The organism is Gordonibacter sp. 28C, from assembly GCF_003339845.1.
Taxonomy (GTDB): Bacteria; Actinomycetota; Coriobacteriia; order Coriobacteriales; family Eggerthellaceae; genus Gordonibacter.
On record NZ_PPTR01000005.1, the window covers coordinates 250,552 to 267,810 of the forward strand.

The 17,259-nt window shown below is 67.1% G+C and carries 16 protein-coding genes; all 16 read right to left on the reverse strand.

The window, feature by feature from the left end:
* Positions 1-103 precede the first annotated feature (103 nt).
* Complete coding sequence (locus C1878_RS08755; RefSeq protein ID WP_241963670.1) at positions 104-1,468, reverse strand: phenylacetate--CoA ligase family protein; 1,365 nt, start codon at positions 1,466-1,468, stop codon at positions 104-106.
* Between the two features lie 5 nt (positions 1,469-1,473).
* The gene (locus C1878_RS08760) at positions 1,474-1,911 is read right to left on the reverse strand and encodes an amino acid-binding protein (protein WP_114601222.1); all 438 of its coding nucleotides are present in this window, start codon (positions 1,909-1,911) and stop codon (positions 1,474-1,476) included.
* A gap of 3 nt (positions 1,912-1,914) precedes the next feature.
* The gene (locus C1878_RS08765) at positions 1,915-2,511 is read right to left on the reverse strand and encodes an indolepyruvate oxidoreductase subunit beta (RefSeq protein WP_114601223.1); all 597 of its coding nucleotides are present in this window, start codon (positions 2,509-2,511) and stop codon (positions 1,915-1,917) included.
* The gene (locus C1878_RS08770) at positions 2,504-4,249 is read right to left on the reverse strand and encodes a thiamine pyrophosphate-dependent enzyme (RefSeq protein WP_114601224.1); all 1,746 of its coding nucleotides are present in this window, start codon (positions 4,247-4,249) and stop codon (positions 2,504-2,506) included. Before C1878_RS08770 ends, C1878_RS08765 begins: the two co-directional genes overlap by 8 nt.
* Positions 4,250-4,756: 507 nt before the next feature.
* Entirely contained in the window at positions 4,757-5,200 is a 444-nt protein-coding gene (locus tag C1878_RS08775; protein WP_114601225.1) for an FHA domain-containing protein, read from the reverse strand.
* Between the two features lie 27 nt (positions 5,201-5,227).
* Positions 5,228-6,595, reverse strand: coding sequence for a D-alanyl-D-alanine carboxypeptidase family protein (locus C1878_RS08780; RefSeq protein WP_241963671.1), 1,368 nt, complete (start codon positions 6,593-6,595; stop codon positions 5,228-5,230).
* A gap of 16 nt (positions 6,596-6,611) precedes the next feature.
* Positions 6,612-7,040 carry an amino acid-binding protein gene (locus tag C1878_RS08785; protein WP_114601227.1) on the reverse strand — a complete coding sequence of 143 codons (429 nt, stop codon included), beginning with the start codon at positions 7,038-7,040 and terminating at the stop codon, positions 6,612-6,614.
* Positions 7,041-7,043: 3 nt separating this feature from the next.
* Positions 7,044-8,348 carry a phenylacetate--CoA ligase family protein gene (locus tag C1878_RS08790; RefSeq protein ID WP_114601228.1) on the reverse strand — a complete coding sequence of 435 codons (1,305 nt, stop codon included), beginning with the start codon at positions 8,346-8,348 and terminating at the stop codon, positions 7,044-7,046.
* Positions 8,349-8,370: 22 nt separating this feature from the next.
* On the reverse strand, positions 8,371-10,695 hold the full coding sequence (locus tag C1878_RS08795; RefSeq protein WP_114601229.1) for a VanW family protein: 2,325 nt from the start codon (positions 10,693-10,695) through the stop codon (positions 8,371-8,373).
* Positions 10,696-10,698: 3 nt separating this feature from the next.
* Positions 10,699-11,373 carry a CDP-alcohol phosphatidyltransferase family protein gene (locus C1878_RS08800; RefSeq protein WP_114601230.1) on the reverse strand — a complete coding sequence of 225 codons (675 nt, stop codon included), beginning with the start codon at positions 11,371-11,373 and terminating at the stop codon, positions 10,699-10,701.
* 190 nt (positions 11,374-11,563) lie between these two features.
* Positions 11,564-11,935 carry a 4Fe-4S dicluster domain-containing protein gene (locus tag C1878_RS08805; protein ID WP_114601231.1) on the reverse strand — a complete coding sequence of 124 codons (372 nt, stop codon included), beginning with the start codon at positions 11,933-11,935 and terminating at the stop codon, positions 11,564-11,566.
* A gap of 6 nt (positions 11,936-11,941) precedes the next feature.
* Complete coding sequence (locus C1878_RS08810) at positions 11,942-13,030, reverse strand: nickel-dependent hydrogenase large subunit (protein ID WP_114601232.1); 1,089 nt, start codon at positions 13,028-13,030, stop codon at positions 11,942-11,944.
* A gap of 1 nt (position 13,031) precedes the next feature.
* Positions 13,032-13,763, reverse strand: coding sequence for an NADH-quinone oxidoreductase subunit C (locus tag C1878_RS08815; protein ID WP_114601233.1), 732 nt, complete (start codon positions 13,761-13,763; stop codon positions 13,032-13,034).
* A 1-nt stretch (position 13,764) separates the two neighbouring features.
* Positions 13,765-14,208 carry an NADH-quinone oxidoreductase subunit B family protein gene (locus tag C1878_RS08820; RefSeq protein WP_114601234.1) on the reverse strand — a complete coding sequence of 148 codons (444 nt, stop codon included), beginning with the start codon at positions 14,206-14,208 and terminating at the stop codon, positions 13,765-13,767.
* 13 nt (positions 14,209-14,221) lie between these two features.
* Complete coding sequence (locus C1878_RS16885; protein WP_241963672.1) at positions 14,222-15,091, reverse strand: complex I subunit 1 family protein; 870 nt, start codon at positions 15,089-15,091, stop codon at positions 14,222-14,224.
* Positions 15,092-15,109: 18 nt separating this feature from the next.
* Positions 15,110-17,053 (reverse strand): NADH-quinone oxidoreductase subunit L, encoded by a 1,944-nt coding sequence (locus C1878_RS08825; protein ID WP_241963674.1) that lies wholly within the window; start codon positions 17,051-17,053, stop codon positions 15,110-15,112.
* Between the last annotated feature and the right edge of the window lie 206 nt (positions 17,054-17,259).

Below are 17,259 nucleotides of genomic sequence, written 5' to 3' on the forward strand. Positions count from 1 at the left end.
CTTCGACTCGCTGCGCTCGCTCAGGATGACAAGCGCTAGCGCCGCACGGGATCCTTCGACTCCGCGCCTGACGGCGCTCCGCTCAGGATGACAGAGGAACAAGCTACTTCCGCAAGTCTTCGACGTGCTTGGCCTTGCCCGTGGTGCGCTCGATGCCGCCCGGCTCCACGAGCCTCACGCGGACGCCCACCAAAAGCACGCCCTTGAGCTTCTCCTCGATAGCGCGCCGCAAACGCTCCATGTCCTCGAACGAGTCGGAGAACGCCTCGGGCTTCAGCTCCACGTGCACGACCATGCGGTCGAGCCCGCCCTCGTTGTCCACGACGATGCGGTAGTGCGGCGTAACGCCTTGGATGCCGGAGAGCACGTCCTCCACCTGACTTGGGAACACGTTCGTGCCGCGGATGATGAGCATGTCGTCGCAGCGTGCGCGAACCTTCTGCATGCGCGCCGTGGTGCGCCCGCAGGCGCAGGGCTCGCACGTAACGCGCGTCAGATCGTGCGTGCGGTAGCGCAGCACGGGGATGGCCTGCTTCCCCAACGGCGTGAGCACGAGCTCTCCCATCTCCCCATCGGGCACGGGCTCGCCCGTGTCGGGGTCGACGACCTCCCATAGGAAGTGGTCCTCGGCGATATGTTGCATGTCGCGCGAGGCAAGGCACTCGCCCGACACGCCCGGTCCCATGACCTCGGTCAGACCGTAGTTGTCGGTGCACACGATGTGCATGCGGCTCTCGATCTCGGCCTTGAGGCCCGGCGGGCACGGCTCGCCGCCGAACAGCCCCACGCGCAGCGTGGACGATTCCCAGTCGAAGCCCAGCCTCTCCCCCACCTCGCACATGTGCAGCGCGTAGGAGGGCGTGGCGATGAGCACGGTGGTGCCGTAGTCCTCGATCATGGCGATGTGCCGCTCGGTGTTGCCGGAACCCGCCGGGATCATCATGCACCCCAGCTTCTGCAACCCGTAGTGCAGGCCGAAGCCGCCGGTGAACATACCGTAGCCGAAGGCCATCTGCGCCCGGTCGCCGGGCACGACGCCCGCCATCTGCACGAGGCGCATGATGCAGTCGGACCACATGTCCATGTCGTTTTGGTTGTAGCCCACAACGATGGGCTTGCCGGTGGTGCCCGACGACGCGTGCAGCTCCACCACCTCGTCGAGCGGCACGGCGAACAGGCCGTAGGGGAAGGTATCGCGCAGCACGGACTTGTCCGTGAACGGGAGCTTCCTCACGTCCGCGAGGGTCTTGATGTCCGCCGGCGCCACGCCCAGCTCGTCCATGCGCGCGCGGTACCAGGGCACGCGCTCGTAGGTCCAGGCCACTTGCGCGACAAGCTTCTCAAGCTGGATAGCGCGGATGCGCTCGCGCGAAGCGCACTCGACGGCCGGATTGTGGATGGGCAGGTCGGAGAAGTCCCCGGCGGCGGCTGCGGCGAGCGCCGCGCCCTTGACGGTCATATCGGCCATGTTGCTCACCGTCCCTCGCCCGAGGCGAGAGGCCGGGCCAGGTCGTCTTGCCCGATAAGCTCCACCGGCTCGCCTGCCAACAGCTCTTCGGCGCGGGCCAAGTCCTTCACGGACAGCGCGATGTAGGTGGAGATGAGCGAGTAGCTGTACGTGACGTTGATCCCGCAGTCGGCCATGATGCCCATGACGCGCGCGAGTTCGCCCGGAGTGTCGTCCAGCCGCGCGCACAGCACGTCGGTCGTCGCGGCGGCCGCGCCCATGTCCACGAGCACGGCCAAGGCGCGCTCGGGGTCGTCGACGATGAAGCGCACGATGCCGTAGTCGCCCGTGTCCGACGCGCTGTACCCGCGCACGCTCACGTGTGCGTCCTCGAACGCGTCGAGCACGCGGCGCAAATGCCCGGGCTGGCTTTCCAAAAAAACGCTGATCTGCTGCACGCTCATGCCCTAGGCCCCTTCCCCGTCCGCGAAGGCGCGTCCTGCGCGAAACGCCGCCAGGTTGGCGTCGACGGTCTTCGGCGGCACGCGGTCGGCCACCACGCGCTCCCACGCTTCGACGGGAAACGGCAGGCGCGTGGAGAGCGCGCCCAGCAGAACCACGTTCGTGGACTTCGCGCTTCCGGCCTCCCGGGCCAGATCGCCCGCCGGGATGAGCGTGGCGCCCCTGTCGGCCAGCGTCTCGCGCGCGTGAGCGGGCATGGACGCCTTCCCGGTGGCCACGGGCAGCGGCTTGATGGCCTCGTCGGCCACCAGCAGGTAGCCGCCCTCCGCCAGAAAGGACAGGTTGCGCAGCGCCTCGGTGGTTTCGAACGACACGACGCAGTCGGCCGTGCCGGGATCGCACACCATGGAGGAAACCTCGTCGCCGAAGCGCACCACCGTGGTCACGGCGCCGCCGCGCTGGGCCATGCCGTGGATCTCCGACACCTTCACCGACGCGCCCGCCTCGAGCGCCGCATGGGCGAGAAGGTCGGCCGCCAAGATGGTGCCCTGGCCGCCCACTCCGCACAAGAGCACGGTCGTGGCGTTGCTGGAGTTACTCATGGGAGCTCCCCTCCGTTTGCTCGATGGCGTTGAAGGCGCAGTACTGTGCGCATTGTCCGCAGCCTATGCACAGGCCGGGATCGATGTCCGCGCGACCCGTTTCCGCGTCCTTCGCGATGGCCGGGCAACCCAGCGTCGGGCACACGCCGCACGCCGTGCAGGCGCCCGTCACCGTGTAGGCCGGCTTCCTCGTGCGCTCCAGCAGCACGCACGGCGCGCGGAACACGAGCACCGACAACTCGCTGGAAGACGTGGCGCTCTTGAGCGCGCCGCGCACGGCCTTGGCGTCGTGCGGGTCGATCGTGCGCACGTCCTCCACGCCCAACGAGCGCACCACGCCCTCAAGGTCGAGCTCGCGGCTCGGGCGCTTCTGCAGCGTCTCGCCGTTGAAGGGGTTGCCCTGGCGACCCGTCATGGCCGTGGTGCGGTTGTCCAGCACGCACACCGTGCCCCCGCCGCGGTTGTAAACGGTGGAGATGAGCGAGGACAGGCCCGAGTGCGCGAACGTGGAGTCGCCGATGACGGCCACCACGGGACGGTGCTCCGTGTTCGCCAGCGCCAGTTCGAAACCGTGCGCCATCGACACCGACGCGCCCATGTCCACGCATGTGTCCATGGCGGACAGCGGCGGCAGCGCGCCCAGCGTGTAGCAGCCGATGTCGCCCGTGACGATGGCTTTGATGCGCGTGAGCTCTTTGAACACCAGGCGGTGCGGACAGCCTGGGCAAAGCGCCGGCGGTCGCCCGGGAAGCCCCGCGGGCGTGTCCTCGTGCTCAGGCTCCTTCAGCCCGAACGCCGCGCGGACGAGGCCCGGCGAAAGCTCGCCGTCGCGCGGGAGCAGATTCGCGAAGCCGGACACCTCGATGCCCAGCGAGCGCACGCCCTCGGTCAGGTACTCGGAGGCCTCTTCCACCACGTAGAGCTCGTCCACGCTGTCGGCGAAGGAGCGCAGCGCCTCGGCGGGCAGGGGCCACGTGCAGCCCAGCTTGAACACCGACGCCTCGGGCAGCGCCTCTACCACATGCTGGTACGCCGCGCCAGCGCACACGACGCCCGCGGCGGTGCCTCGGCGCTCGACGCGGTTGTACGGGCAATCCTCGGCCCACGCGTTCAGCGCCTCTATGCGCTCGAGCTGCACCTTGCGGCGCGGCTTGGCGAACGCGGGCATCATGACCCACTTGCCCGCGTCCTTCTCGTAGGGCTTGAGCTCCACGCTCGCACGCGGGCCCGGCTCCACCGGCGTTTTCGTGTGAGACACGCGCACCGAGGAACGGATGAACACGGGAACGTCGAAGCGCTCGGACAGTTGATAAGCCTCGCGCGTGAAGCGCAGCGCTTCGGCCGAGTCGGCGGGGTCGAGCATGGGAATGTGCGCCGCGCGGGCGTAGTAGTGGGAGTCCTGCTCGTTCTGCGACGAGTACATGCCGGGATCGTCGGCGGCCAACACCACCATGCCGCCGCCCACGCCCGTGTAGGCGGCGGTGAACAGCGGATCGGCAGCCACGTTCACGCCCACGTGCTTCATGGTGGACAGCACGCGCGCGCCCGCAGCCGAGGCGCCGATGCCCACCTCCACGGCCACCTTCTCGTTCACGCACCACTCGGCGTACACCCCGTCCTTCTTCGCGAACGCCTCGAGCGTCTCGGTGGAGGGCGTGCCGGGATAGGCCACGCCGATATGCGCGCCCGCCTCCCACGCCCCCTGGGCGATGGCTTCGTTTCCTGACATCAGTTCCATAGACGACCTTCCCCCGCTTTGAAATATCCCTTGGAATTATACGGCAAAGCGCGCCATCCGATCCGGTCAAAGAGCCAAGACCGTTCCGAGCGGCGCGCTTTTCGAGTCTGTGTCATCCTGAGCGAGCGAAGCGAGTCGAAGGATCTTCGATCAAGGGAGGTTCCCGTGCCAGAAGATCCTTTGACTCGCACCTCACTTCTTACCTAGCCGCGCCGCGCATCCTCCCCGGTCGATTCTCGCGCTTCGCGCGAGCGGGCGCTCTGGAGAGCGCCCCTATGGAGATTGCCTCGACTTCGGCGAGGCCGCGCCTAGCGGCGGCACGATCCGCGCGCAGATTCCGCATGGTGAACAGTCCGGTGGACTGTTCACACACCTTCTTTGCGCCCGAGCGGGCGCGCCGGAGATAGGCGAAGCTTATCTCCGGCTGCGGGCGTTTCGTGCGAGCCCAGGACTGCCCGAGCACGGGGCGTGCCGCCGCCAGGCGCGGCCGTCCCGCAGGTTGAAGGGTTATTCCTCCTGGTAGAGCAAGCAGAACGCGCCGATCTGGATGACGTCGCCGTCGACCAGCTTGCGCGGCGCGTCCACGCTGTCGTTGTTCACCCACACGCCGTTGAACGAGTTCGTGTCGTGGATGGCGTAGCCACCGTCGCACGGCTCGATGAGCGCGTGCTCGCGCGACACGGTCATGTCGTTCAGGAACACGTCGCGCTGCGGGCTGCGCCCGATGGTCTGCGGCGCGTCTCCCAGCTGTATCGTCACGCCGGTCTGCGGGCCGCGCACGACGCGCAGGGCCGCCGCGGCGGCCGGCTTCGCCTCGGGCGCGAACGACTCGTCGGGAAGCGTCACCGGCTCGAAGCGCTGCGTGGAGCCGAGCAGCTTGAACCCGCAATGCGGGCACGCCGGAGCGTCGGGCGGTAGCTCGTTGCTGCATACGGGGCATCTCTCGGTCATGTGCGGCTCCTTCTTATAGGGTGTCGCCTAGGCGGCGACGGCGGTTTTGTCGTTGACGAGCGGCGTTTCGTTCAACGTGACGGCAGATGCGACCTGCGGCTGTCCGGACAAACCCCTGAACAGACGATCCCACCAAATGCCGATGCCCTGCAGGAAGTCGGGCGCGGCCACGTCCTCGCAGGCCACGAGGTTCATGGTGGCGATGGTGGCGTTGCGCTGCTTGAACGTGATGGTGCCCACCTTGTCGCCCGCCTTCACGTCGCCGGTCACCTCGTCGAACTCGAGCGACTGGCTTACGTTGCCATTGAGGTCGAATATGCGCACGGACGCCTCGGGGTCGTCGAGCGTTGCCTTCACCGTCTTGTCGATCCACTCGACGTGGGGCACCTCGGCCACCACCGGCACCTCGGCGCTCTTGCCGTTCACGGTCATGGTGGCGGTCTGCGCGCTGTTGGCCAGCCGGTAGCTCAGCTCGTGCTCGTACACCCAGTCGAACAGCTCCCGCGCGTCCTCGAAGCGCTGCGCCTCGGACGTGGAGTGGATGACGATGGCGTAGAGCTCCTTGTCGCCGTTGTTCGCGGCGCCGGCGAACGAGGGGCCGGCGAGCGCCGTGAAGCCGGTCTTGATGCCGATGGCGTTGGAGTAGTAATCGATGAGCTCGTCAGTGGACTCCAGCTCGATGGTGGCCTTCGTGCCGTCGGCTCGGTTCACCACGATGGCCGTGTCGCCGCCGCCCACGATGGCGCGGAACGTCTCGTTACGCATGGCGTACTGGGCCATCTTCGCCACGTCGGCCGCGCAGCTGTGCTGGTCGCCCGCGAACTCGCCGTCGTCCAGGCCGTGCGGGTTCTCGAACACGGTGTCCGTGCAGCCGAGCTCAGCCGCCTTCGCGTTCATGGCGGCCACGAACGTGTCCTCGCTGCCGCCGATCGTCTCGGCTATGGCCACGGCGGCGTCGTTGCCCGAGGGCACGAGCAGCGCCTTGAGCGCCACCTCGAGCGGCATGGCGTCGCCTTCCTGCAGGCCTGCCGACGACTCGCCCACCGCCGCAGCAGCGGCCGACACGGCCACGTTCGTGTCGAGCGTGGCCGCTCCGGAGGCCACCGCGTCCAGCGCCACGACGGCCGTCATGATCTTCGTGATGGAGGCGATCTGCGTGGGGCTCGTCGAATTGCGCTCGAAGTACACGGTGCCGTCCTTGTCCATGACGAACGCGTACTCCGCGTCGATGCTCGGGCACTGCGCCACCGACAGGCCGCGCGCGTCCACGGTCTGGCCGTAGACGACGTCGGCCTTGCGCACGTCGGCCAGGGCCTGGGCGGGCGCGAAGGCGGTGCCGCCCGCCAGCGCCAAGACGAGTGCGCAAGCCGCAAGGCCCGCGCACTTCCTGTTCAAGGTATGTTTGATATCGTTAATCCAGGTCATAGATGTCTTCGGGTCGTACCGGCTCGAAGCCGGCTGCGGTCAGCTCCTGCTCGATCCCACTATCCCCGTCAACCTTGAGCACGTCAATGGCGACGTCGGCGTTCACGGAAAAACAATAGCCGTACTCGATGTTGGCCTCCTGCTCGTCCATGAACGCGAGCAGCTTCGCCAACCCGCCCGGCACGTTGGGCACGCGCACGGCCAGCACGGGCGTGACGGCGGCGCGGTAGCCGGCGGCGCGCAGCGCCTCGGCCGCCGCCTCCGGCGTGTCGGTGAGCATGCGCACGACGCCGAAGTCGGCCGTGTCGGCCAGGTTCAGCGCGTGCATGTTGATGCCCGCGTCCGCCACGGTCTGGCAGGCGGCCGCGAGACGGCCCTTCTCGTTCTCCAGGAACACGGTCAGCTGAGAAATCATCGGCTACTTCCCTTCTCTCAGGTCTATCACGCGCTTCGCCTTGCCCTCGCTCCGGGCGATGGTCTTCGGCTCGACGATCTTGACCTCCACCGAAACCTGCAGGTTGCTCTTCAACTCCACGCCCAGGCGCTTCTTCAGGTCCTCGATCTTGCGCACCTCGTCGATGGGGAAGTCGGGCACCGTCTCCACCTGCAGCTCCACGTGGTCGAGCGGCCCGCGCGTGGTGAGGATGATCTGGTAGTGCGTGGCGATCTCCGGGAACCCGGTGATGACCTGCTCTATCTGGGACGGGAACACGTTCACGCCGCGGATGATGAGCATGTCGTCGGTGCGGCCACGCAGCTTGTCGATCTTGCGGTGCGTGCGCCCGCACGCGCACGGCTCGGAGATGATGCGCGTGACGTCGCGCGTGCGGTAGCGCACGAGCGGGCAGCACTCGCGGGTGAGCGTGGTGATGACGAGCTCGCCCCATTCGCCGTCGGGCACGGGCTGGAGCGTCTCGGGGTTCAGGATCTCGCAGTAGAAATGGTCCTCGGCCACGTGCAGGCCGTTCCTCTCCGCGCACTCCATGGCCACGCCCGGCCCCATGATCTCGGAGAGGCCGTACACGTCGCAGTACTGGATGCCCAGCTTCGCGGCTATCTCGTCGCGCATGTTGTCGGAGGCGGGCTCGGCGCCGAAGATGCCGCCCGAGATCTTGAACTCGGTGGCCGGGTCGTAGCCCATCTCGATGGCCGTGTCGGCGATGAGCAGCGCGTAGGAGGGCGTGCAGGCCAGGATGTCGGTGCCGCAGTCCTTCATCATCTGCACCTGGCGCTTCGTGTTGCCCGACGAGGTGGGGATGACGGAGCAGCCCATGGCCTCGCCGCCGGCGTGCGCGCCCAAGCCGCCCGTGAACAGGCCGTAGCCGTAGGACACCTGGATGGTGGAGTTCTCGTCGCCGCCCACCATGGCGATGCCGCGGGCGAAGCAGTCTCCCCAGTTCGCCAGGTCGCTCTTCGTATGGCCCACCACGGTGGCCTGGCCCGTCGTGCCGGAGGACGCGTGGATGCGCGCCACGTCCTTCTGCGGCACGGCGAACAGCCCGAACGGGTAGGCGTCGCGCATGTTCTGCTTGATGACGAACGGGAACTTGGTCAGATCGTCGAGGCTGTTCAGATCGTCGGGGGTCACGCCGGCGTCCTTGAACGACTGCTGGTAGAACGCCACGTTGTCGAATGCGTGGCGGACGCTCTGCTTCATGCGCTCGAGCTGGAGCCCGCGCAGCTGCTCTGCGGGCATGGTTTCGATGTCTGGCTGGTAGTACACGGATCGATCACCTTTCTTCGGTCTAGTTCTTCGCGGCGTCGCCGTCGGTGGCCGCGCCGTCCGCCTTCTCCTGGGTTTCGGGGCCCGCGATCACGACCTCGGTGATGGGGTCGTACGTCGAGTAGAACGGGTCCTCGCGCAAAAGGGAGCCGTTCGAGGAAGCGACGGTGCGGATAACGGTGATGCTCTTGCCGTCGGTGCCCGCGGTTTTGACGTAGCTCGTGCCCGGCGACAGGGTGTCGTCGCGCTCGGTCTTGGTCTTGTGCTTCTCTCCCTCGGTCCACTCCCCCACGTCGGTGCTCACGCGGTAGCCCGGATCGACTCCGTACAGTGTAACGGTTACGGACCCGTCGGTGTAGCTCGTGCGCATCAAAACATCGGAAGCGGTGTCGTTCTTCCACACGAGGTCGAGGTCTGGCCAGCTGACCGCGGCGTCGCGGCCGGCCGGATAGCTGGCGATGTAGAGCGAGTGGTTGTGGCGCGTGGGCACGGGGTACCCCGCTTCGTACACGGCGTTGAACACGGTGGTGGCCACCTGGCAGATGCCGCCGCCCACGGCGTCGTCGTATTCGCCGTCGATGATGGCGCCCGCGCCCAAGAAGCCGCGCTCGGCATTGCATTCGCCAGCCGTGCCGTTGAACGACCACGTGCCGCCGTCCGCCTGCGCTATGGAGTTGTTCAGCAGGTCGGACACGAGGTGGATGTTGTGGTTGCGGTTCTCGGTGCCCGCACCGCTCGTGTACTCGGTGGTGTACTCCGACACCTTTGCGACGAGCCCCAGCTCGAGGGCCTCGTCGAACGTCGAGGCGGCAGGCGCCAACCCGCTGCCCACGACGACCTCCACGGGCTCGCCCGACGCGGGCCTATGCGCGCTCGCACCGCCCCTGTCGACTTCGACGTCCGCCTCGCCGAGGGCCCCTTCGCCGAAAAGGGCGGCGTTGAGCGCGCTCGCCGTCGCGCCGGCGAGCGGCACCTCGCCCGATCCGTCCGTGCGCACGAGCACGTCGTCGCCGTCGCGCTCGAACGTCACGTGCACGGGATCGCCGGTGCGCGTCTCCTGCACGTGAGTCAAGATGGCCGGTTTCGCGCGGGCCTCGTCTATGGCGGGCACGAGCGCCCACGAACCCTCGCGCTCCTCGGGCGCGGCGGTCACCCAGTCGCCCAGGTCGGTTGCGGACGCCTCCCACGAGGTGCCCGCGTAGCTGAAGCGGGCGCCGGCGGCTATCGCCGCGTTCACGGCGTCGCAGGCTGCCTGCGCTCCGTCGCGGTCGATGCGCAAAGGCGCGTACTCGGCACGCGCGACGAACGAGCCCGTGCCGTTCACGTTCCCCAGGAAAGCCCGGTCGAGCTCGCGCGCGAACGCCGTCCTGTCCACCATGTGCCCGTCATGCCCCTCCGTCACGCTCGCCTGCCCGTCGGACACCGCGATACCGAAATCCACGCGCGGATCGCCGATCGTCGCGTCGATGTCGGACGCGAGGCCCTCCAGCGCGGATTCGCCGTAGTCCGCCCGCACCTCGACGCGCCAGCCGCCGAAAAGAGCCGCGACGCGGGCGCCCAGGCCTCCTTCCTCGCGGCCCACCGCCAACGCCTCGGCCACGAAGTCGTCCACGGGCAGCGTTGCGGACAGCGCGTTCGCGTCGACGGTCCACAGCTGCTTGTTCGCGCGGGCCTCTTCCAGGGAACGCTGCTCGGCGAGCGCCTCGTCCTCGGTCTGCGCCAAGGCATCGGACACCCGCGCCGCGGCCTCGTCGCTCGCGTAGACGGCGACGCTGCCCGCTTCGAGCCGTCCCGCGTAGGTCTGCCCGACGAGCTCGCGCATCTCGTCGGCGGTCTTGCCGGACACGTCTATCTCGCCTATGCTCACGCCCGCGTAGGCGCGGCCCCAGTTGAGCCCCAGGTCGGCAAGGCCGCCTACCAGCAGCACGACCGCCACGACGACCACGACGAGCGCCGCGCGGCTGCGCGACATCAAAGAGCCTAGGGAACGGAACGCCCATCCGATCCCTAGGCCCGCGAGCGCGAGCACGGCCAGCAACGCGCGCCCGACGAAGGAGAGCGCGCGGCGCGCGGCACCGCCCGAAGACGGGGCCTTCGGCGCGTCCTTCGTCCAGAGCGAGGGGGCGTTGTACGAGGAGCCCGACGGCCGCTTGCGAGCAGAGGATACGGACGGGGCCTTGCGGGACGCCGGCGCCGCCTTCGGCACGCGGCCGGTCGCCGCCGAGGGCGAGGAAGCCGCGCGCTTCGCGGGACGCGCGCCCCCTTTCTGGGGCTGTCGGGCGTGCGGACGGGCGGACGGGCGCGCACGCCGCGCCGCATCGTCCTTTCCAGGCGTCCGACCGGCCATGAACTACCGCCGCTCCGGTTGCGCAGCCGCCTCGCGCTTTGCCGCGCGCACCTTGACGAGCGCCGCTGCGACGTAGTACGCGGTGGTGATCAGCGCGAGCACGAGCCCGGCGTACACGAACCAGATGCCCCACGAGTACGGCTCCGCCGACAGGCCGGGCAGCCACGAGGCGTCCACCACTCCCAAGCCGTTCAGCACCGGCCAGTTCAAAAGCAGGGCCGCGAAGCCCACGAACAGAAAGGTCGTGGCCACCTTGCCCAGGTAGATGACGGCCACGCGCACATGGAAGCGCTTGAGGATGGCCGCACCGCCCACCAGCAGCGCCAGGTCGCGCGCGAGCACGACGACGATGATCCACAGCGGTAGCCGGCCCACCAAGAAAAGGCCCGCCACGCCCGCGATCATGAGGATGCGGTCGACGGCCGGGTCGAGCAGCTGGCCGAGCCGCGACACGGCGTTGGTGCGCCGCGCTATCTGGCCGTCCACCCAGTCCGTGCCCGCCGCCAGCGCGAACAGGAAGGTGGCCATGAGATCGTAGCCATTGAAAAGCAGCACGAGGAAGACGGGCACGAGGCACAGGCGCACGATCGAGATGACGTTCGGCACCGTGAGTATGCGGTTGCTCACGTTCTCCTTGCCGCGCTCCTGCTCGGTGCCGCGTCCCTTTTTGCTCGCCATCGTCCTCTTCTCTCGCTGCCCGACCGGCCGTCCCGGCCGCTCCGCATGGGCCCGGCGCCCGAGCCAGCGATGTTCGGGCAAGCCTCCCCACGCAAAAACCGGGCGTGAAGCCCGGTTCGTTGCATATCGGCGTTTATTTTAGCAGTTTTGCGCTCGCCCGCCGCGAAGCCCACGCATCCTTCGCAGTTTTTTAAGCTTCCTGCGCCGCGGCCTTCTTCTCGCGCTCGGGCACCTCGTACGAATCCAGGCGCTTCTCGGTGGCCGGCGGCGTGTACGTGGGCTCCATGGTCAGGCATTGCTTGGGGCATTCGCGCACGCACGTGCCGCACTGCACGCAACGAAAGCGGTTGATGGACCACGTGCGCGCGGGCTTGTCCACCTCGATGGCCGCGCACGGGCAGCGCTTCATGCAGATGCCGCACAGGATGCAGCTTTCCACGTCGTTCACCACATGCCCTTTGAGGCCCGGCGGCGGCGTTTTCTGCTCGGCCGGGTACTGGATGGTCTCCGGCTTGCCGAACAGCGACTTGAACGTCATCTTTCCCAGTTTGAACGATCCCATTCCCGCCTACCTTTCCGTGCAGCTGATGCAGGGGTCGATGGTCAGCACGATCATGTTGACGTCGGCCAGGTCGCATCCGGCCAGCGCCGTGGCCATGCCGGCCAGGTTCTGCGACGTGGGCGTGCGCATGCGCATGCGCTCCAGGTACTTCGACCCGTTGCCGCGCGCGTAGTAGTAGCATTCGCCGCGGGGCTGCTCCACCACGTTGGCCGCCTCGGCGCCCGCCGCCGGCGAGCCCTTCACGTCCACGACGATGTCGCCGGCGGGGATCTTCGCGATCATCTCCTCGATGATGTCGATGGACTGCAGCACCTCCAGCGCGCGCACCTTCACGCGGGCATAGCAGTCTCCCTGCCCGTCCAAAACGGGCTGGAAGTCGGCCAGCTTGCCGTAGCCGCCGTTGCCCAGGCACCGGGCGTCGTTGTTCACGTTCGAAGCGCGGGCGAACGGGCCCACCATGCTCATGGCCAGCGCGTCCTCATGGCTGATGACGCCCACGCCCACGGTGCGGTTCTTCACCGACGAGTCCTTGAGGAACGCGTTGCAGAGCTGGCGGTAGTCGTCCTTGATGCCTTCCAAAACGCGCTTGATCTCGGCGAACATGGCGTCGTCGATGTCGCGCACCACGCCGCCCACCTTCACGACCGAGAAGATGACGCGGCCGCCGGTGGTCTTCTCGAAAATGTCCAGCACGCGCTCGCGCAAACGCCAGCAGTGCATGAACAGGCTCTCGTAGCCGAACGCGTCGGCGGCCAGGCCCATCCACAGCACGTGGGAGTGCACGCGGGACAGCTCGTGCCAGATGACGCGCAGGTACTCGGCGCGCTCGGGGATCTCCACCCCCATGAGCTTCTCCACCGTCTCGGCGTAGCCCATGGAGTGCCCGAAGGCGCAGATGCCGCAGATGCGCTCGGCCACGTAGATGAACTGGTTGTAGTCGCGCGTCTCGACGAGCTTCTCCAAGCCGCGGTGGATGAAGCCGATCTGGGGCACGGCCTCGATGACGGTCTCGTCCTCCACCACGAGGTCGAGGTGCAAAGGCTCCGGCAGCACCGGGTGCTGCGGGCCGAACGGGATGACGGTCGCCTTTCCCATGCTACTCACCTTCCTTCTCGGCTGCGGCGGCCTCGCGGGCGGCCTTCGCCTCCATGGCGGCGCGCACTTTGGCGGCCTTGTCGGGATCCATACCGGCGAGCTTTTCCTCGAGCGCGGCGTCCTTCTGCTCCTGCGCGGCCCCCTCGGCCGCCTTCTTCGCCTTCGCGGCGATGGCCGCGCGGGCGCGCGCCACCTTCTCCGGGTCGGCCCCGGCCAGCTTCAGCTCCGCGTCGTCGTCGCCCGTGGGCACGATGGGCTCGCCGGGCTCCTTGGGCGTCGGATGCTCGGCCTTGTAGGCGGCGTTGGCGGCTGCGGCGGCCTTCTCCTTGGCGGCCTTGGCGGCGGCAACCTTCTTGGCCTTCTCGCGCGCGGCCTTTTGCTCGGGCGAGATGATGGTCATGGGCTCCTTCTGCGCCAGCGCGTAGAAGTTGCCGCCGAAATCGATGGCGATGCCCTGGATGTTCACGCCGAACAGGTCGTGCGTCTCGTTCTCGAACACGAAAGCCTCGAGGAACTGATCGGTGATGCTGGGCACGACCGCGCCCTTCTGGATGGCCTTGATCTCGCGGTTCTCCAGCAGGTTGTCCTTCATGAACGAGTAGATGAGGTCGATGCCCTCCTCGGTGTTCACGGCGAGTATCTGCACGAACCGCCAGCCGTCGGCCTTCTTGGCCGCCGCGAGCGCGGGCAGCTCCTCGACGGTCAGCGGGACGAACGTGGTTTCAAGCGTCATGTCACGCTCCCTTCTTCTGCGCCTGCAGGGCCTTGGACTTCTCTTCCAGAACGCCCAGCCCCTGCACGACCGCGTCGATGATGGCCTCGGGGCGCACGGCGCAACCCGGTGCGTACACGTCGACGGGGATGGCCTGGTCGACGCCGCCTATCACGTTGTAGCAGTCATGGAAGATGCCGCCCGAGCACGCGCAGATGCCGCATGCGACGACCACCTTCGGCTCCACCATCTGGTTGTATATCTCCTTGACCACCTCGATGTTGCGCTCGTTCACCGAGCCGGTGACCAGGAAGATGTCGGCATGCTTGGGGTTGCCCGTGTTGATGATGCCGAAGCGCTCAACGTCGTAGCCGGGGCAGAGCGCCGCCAGCACCTCGATGTCGCAGCCGTTGCAGCTCGACGCGTCGTAGTGGATGACCCACGGAGATTTGGTTGCAAATGTCATGGTTCCCGCCTCCTTACAGGTACGCCAGGACGGCGATGTTGACGAAGCCGGCCACGAACGCCACGATCCAGGCCGACGAGAGCATCGCCTGCCACTTCACGCGGGCGAAGTTGTTGTCGATCCATATTTCCAGGAAGTACACGAGCGCGATCACCGCGATCGCCAACACGATGGACACCGGGTTGGCCCACACGAAGAACATGCCCACCCAACCCAGGAACAGCACGTTCTCGCACCAGTGCATGATCTCCACCTTGGCGAGCGTCTTGCCGCTCATCTCGGTGGTGATGCCCTTGACCAGCTCCTGGTGGGCGTGGTGGGAGTACGAGAGGTCGAACGGCGACTTGCGCAGCTTGATGGTGAGGATGAACAAAAAGCCCAGGAACACGAGCCAGATGCTCGAGACGACGGGCGCGTCGAGCGCGAACACGCCCGCGGAGTCGAACGTGCCGGCCGCCATGTAGAAGGCCACGGCCATGAACAGCACCATGGGCTCGTAGGCCATGACCTGCAGCGTTTCGCGGTTCGCGCCGATCTCGGCGTAAGGCGAGCGCGTGGAGTACGCGGCAACGATGAAGAACAGGCCCGAGAGCGTGATCACGAACACGCTCATGAGCAGGTTGCCCCCCGAGTAGAAGATGCCGCCGGCGAGCAACGTGAACACGAGCGCGCAGGTGATGTAGGTTCCCTCGGTGGAGTTGACGGAAACGCGGTCCTTCTCGATGAGCTTGCGCACGTCGTAGTACGGCTGCAAAAGCGGCGGGCCCACGCGGCCCTGCATGCGCGCCGTGATCTTGCGGTCGAGGCCGGCCAAAAGGCATCCCAGCACGGGAGCCGCGATGGCGAAGACGAGGGTGCCGATGAGAACGAAGAGCAAAGACATGTCAGATCACACCCTTTCCTAGAACAGGCCCGGCAGCGAGATAGCCGAGACGGCGAATGCCACGACGATGACGATGACGCAGGCGACGGTGCCCACGGGGTTGATGCGCTTCTCCCCGAACACGTTCTCCAGATACATGTTGCGCGACGTGGCGGCGGACTCGCCCGAAAGGGAGTTCCTGAACACGCGCGCCTCGTTGTCGGCGCTCACGCCGGACAGGTAGATGTCCACCTTCTTGGCCTTGTTGCGCCCGAGCCCGGCGAACAGCACGATGGCGATGATGGCCGCCGCGATGGAGGCTATCCACAGGTTCGCCGAGGCGATGTCCTGGCCGAGGGTGCCGAACACGCTGTACACGTAGGGCTCCACGATGAGCCACGAGATGACGGGCAGGCACACGCAGCCGATGATGATGAGCACGGCCATGAGCATGATAGACGTCCACTCGCTCTTGTGCACCGTCACCTCCACGTTGTCGGGCCGTCCGGCGATGCCGGAGAGCTTGCCGAGCCACTTGGCCCAGAACATGAACGTGGCGGCCGAGCCGAAGGCCAGCAGCAGCACGAGCGCGATCTGGCCCGTGTCCACGAACGACACGAGCGTGGCCCATTTCGCGATGAGCATGCCGAACGGGGCGATGAACATGCACATGATGCCCAGCATCATGAAGCGCGCCAAGCGGGGCATGCGCTCGAACAGCAGGTCCATGTCCTCGATGTCGCGGCTGCCGATGTGGTGCTCGGCCGTGCCGACGCACAGGAACAGCAGCGACTTCGCGATGGCGTGGAACAGGATGAGGAACGCGGCGGCCCAGACGGCCTCGGGCGTGCCGACGCCGGCGCAGGCCGTGATGAGGCCAAGGTTGGCTATCGTGGAGTACGCGAGCACCCGCTTGGCGTTCGTCTGGGATATGGCCATGAACGAGCACAGCGCGAACGTGATGCCGCCCACGAGGATGACCATGATCGAAGGCGCCGCGGCCAGGAGGCCGCCTTGCGCCGAAGCCGTGCCGGCGTAGAACACGGGCGCCAGCTTGACGAGCAGGAACACGCCGGCCTTGACCATGGTGGACGAGTGCAGCAGCGCCGAGGTGGGCGTGGGGGCCACCATGGCGCCCAAGAGCCACGTGTGGAACGGCATCTGCGCGGCCTTCGTGAGGCCCGCGAACGCGAGCGCGCACACCGGCAGCACGACGAGGGCGGGGTTGTCCACGCCTATCCGCAGGAACTCCAGCAGCGACAGCGTGCCCAGCTGGATGGCGCTCACGTACAGCGCCGCCAGGAAGGCCAGGCCGCCCAGCATGTTCATGATGATCTGGCGGAAGGCGTTCTTGATGGCCTCGTCGGTGCGCGTGTAGGCGATGAGGAGGAACGAGCACACCGTGGTGACTTCCCAACCCGTGAACAGCCACACCATGTTGTTCGAGAACACGATGAGGAACATGGCGGCCAAGAACACGAACATGAGCGCGAAGAACACCGGACGGCGATCCTTGGCGCCTTCGGGCTCGTGAGCCTGGAAGTCCTCCATGTAGCCGAGGGCGTAGACGCAGATACCCGAGCCGATGACGCCGATGATGAACGCCATGAGCAGCGACAGCGAGTCGAGGTACAGGCCCTCGGTGACGTCGATGGCGTGGGCGAAACCGAACTCGAACACGAGCGAGCCGACCACCTGGATCACGGCGAGCACGCAGGCCCACACGTTCTTGTAACGGATGCCGTAGTACAGGATGGCCGCCGCCACGAGCACGCTCACGATGGTGCTGACGTAGTCGATGACAGGCGATTCGAACTCGAACGACACCCAGGGAGCCCCCAGGTAGGTGACCACCAGCCAGATGGACGCCAAGCCGATGACGAGCGCCGAGGCGCCCACAATCACGTTTCTCGCCCGATTGTTGCGCACGACCAACAGGACGGCGGCAACAACCAGCGGGAAAAGGATTAAGAACCCGAGCATAGCCACGTAGCTTCCCCCTTTACCTTTACCGATTGTTTGCGAACATAGATGCGAACATAAAAAGCGACCCATGTCGCTTCGCAGAGCACTTTATCAGAGAAAAGCAACCGGGCTCGGCGCGGGCTCGCTTCGGGGGATTTTGCTCGGTAAAAGGGTTGGAACCGCCCGAAATAAGGCCGGGGACGGCGGCAAAGGCCCGGCGGACG

Bases quoted from the DNA above. Each gene is read 5' to 3' on its own strand.
- C1878_RS08755 (WP_241963670.1), bottom strand. From the start codon at position 1,468: ATGGCCGATATGACCGTCAAGGGCGCGGCGCTCGCCGCAGCCGCCGCC.
- C1878_RS08760 (WP_114601222.1), bottom strand. From the start codon at position 1,911: ATGAGCGTGCAGCAGATCAGCGTTTTTTTGGAAAGCCAGCCCGGGCAT.
- C1878_RS08765 (WP_114601223.1), bottom strand. From the start codon at position 2,511: ATGAGTAACTCCAGCAACGCCACGACCGTGCTCTTGTGCGGAGTGGGC.
- C1878_RS08770 (WP_114601224.1), bottom strand. From the start codon at position 4,249: ATGGAACTGATGTCAGGAAACGAAGCCATCGCCCAGGGGGCGTGGGAG.
- C1878_RS08775 (WP_114601225.1), bottom strand. From the start codon at position 5,200: ATGACCGAGAGATGCCCCGTATGCAGCAACGAGCTACCGCCCGACGCT.
- C1878_RS08785 (WP_114601227.1), bottom strand. From the start codon at position 7,040: ATGATTTCTCAGCTGACCGTGTTCCTGGAGAACGAGAAGGGCCGTCTC.
- C1878_RS08795 (WP_114601229.1), bottom strand. From the start codon at position 10,695: ATGGCCGGTCGGACGCCTGGAAAGGACGATGCGGCGCGGCGTGCGCGC.
- C1878_RS08800 (WP_114601230.1), bottom strand. From the start codon at position 11,373: ATGGCGAGCAAAAAGGGACGCGGCACCGAGCAGGAGCGCGGCAAGGAG.
- C1878_RS08805 (WP_114601231.1), bottom strand. From the start codon at position 11,935: ATGGGATCGTTCAAACTGGGAAAGATGACGTTCAAGTCGCTGTTCGGC.
- C1878_RS08810 (WP_114601232.1), bottom strand. From the start codon at position 13,030: ATGGGAAAGGCGACCGTCATCCCGTTCGGCCCGCAGCACCCGGTGCTG.
- C1878_RS08815 (WP_114601233.1), bottom strand. From the start codon at position 13,763: ATGACGCTTGAAACCACGTTCGTCCCGCTGACCGTCGAGGAGCTGCCC.
- C1878_RS08820 (WP_114601234.1), bottom strand. From the start codon at position 14,208: ATGACATTTGCAACCAAATCTCCGTGGGTCATCCACTACGACGCGTCG.
- C1878_RS16885 (WP_241963672.1), bottom strand. From the start codon at position 15,091: ATGTCTTTGCTCTTCGTTCTCATCGGCACCCTCGTCTTCGCCATCGCG.
- C1878_RS08825 (WP_241963674.1), bottom strand. From the start codon at position 17,053: ATGCTCGGGTTCTTAATCCTTTTCCCGCTGGTTGTTGCCGCCGTCCTG.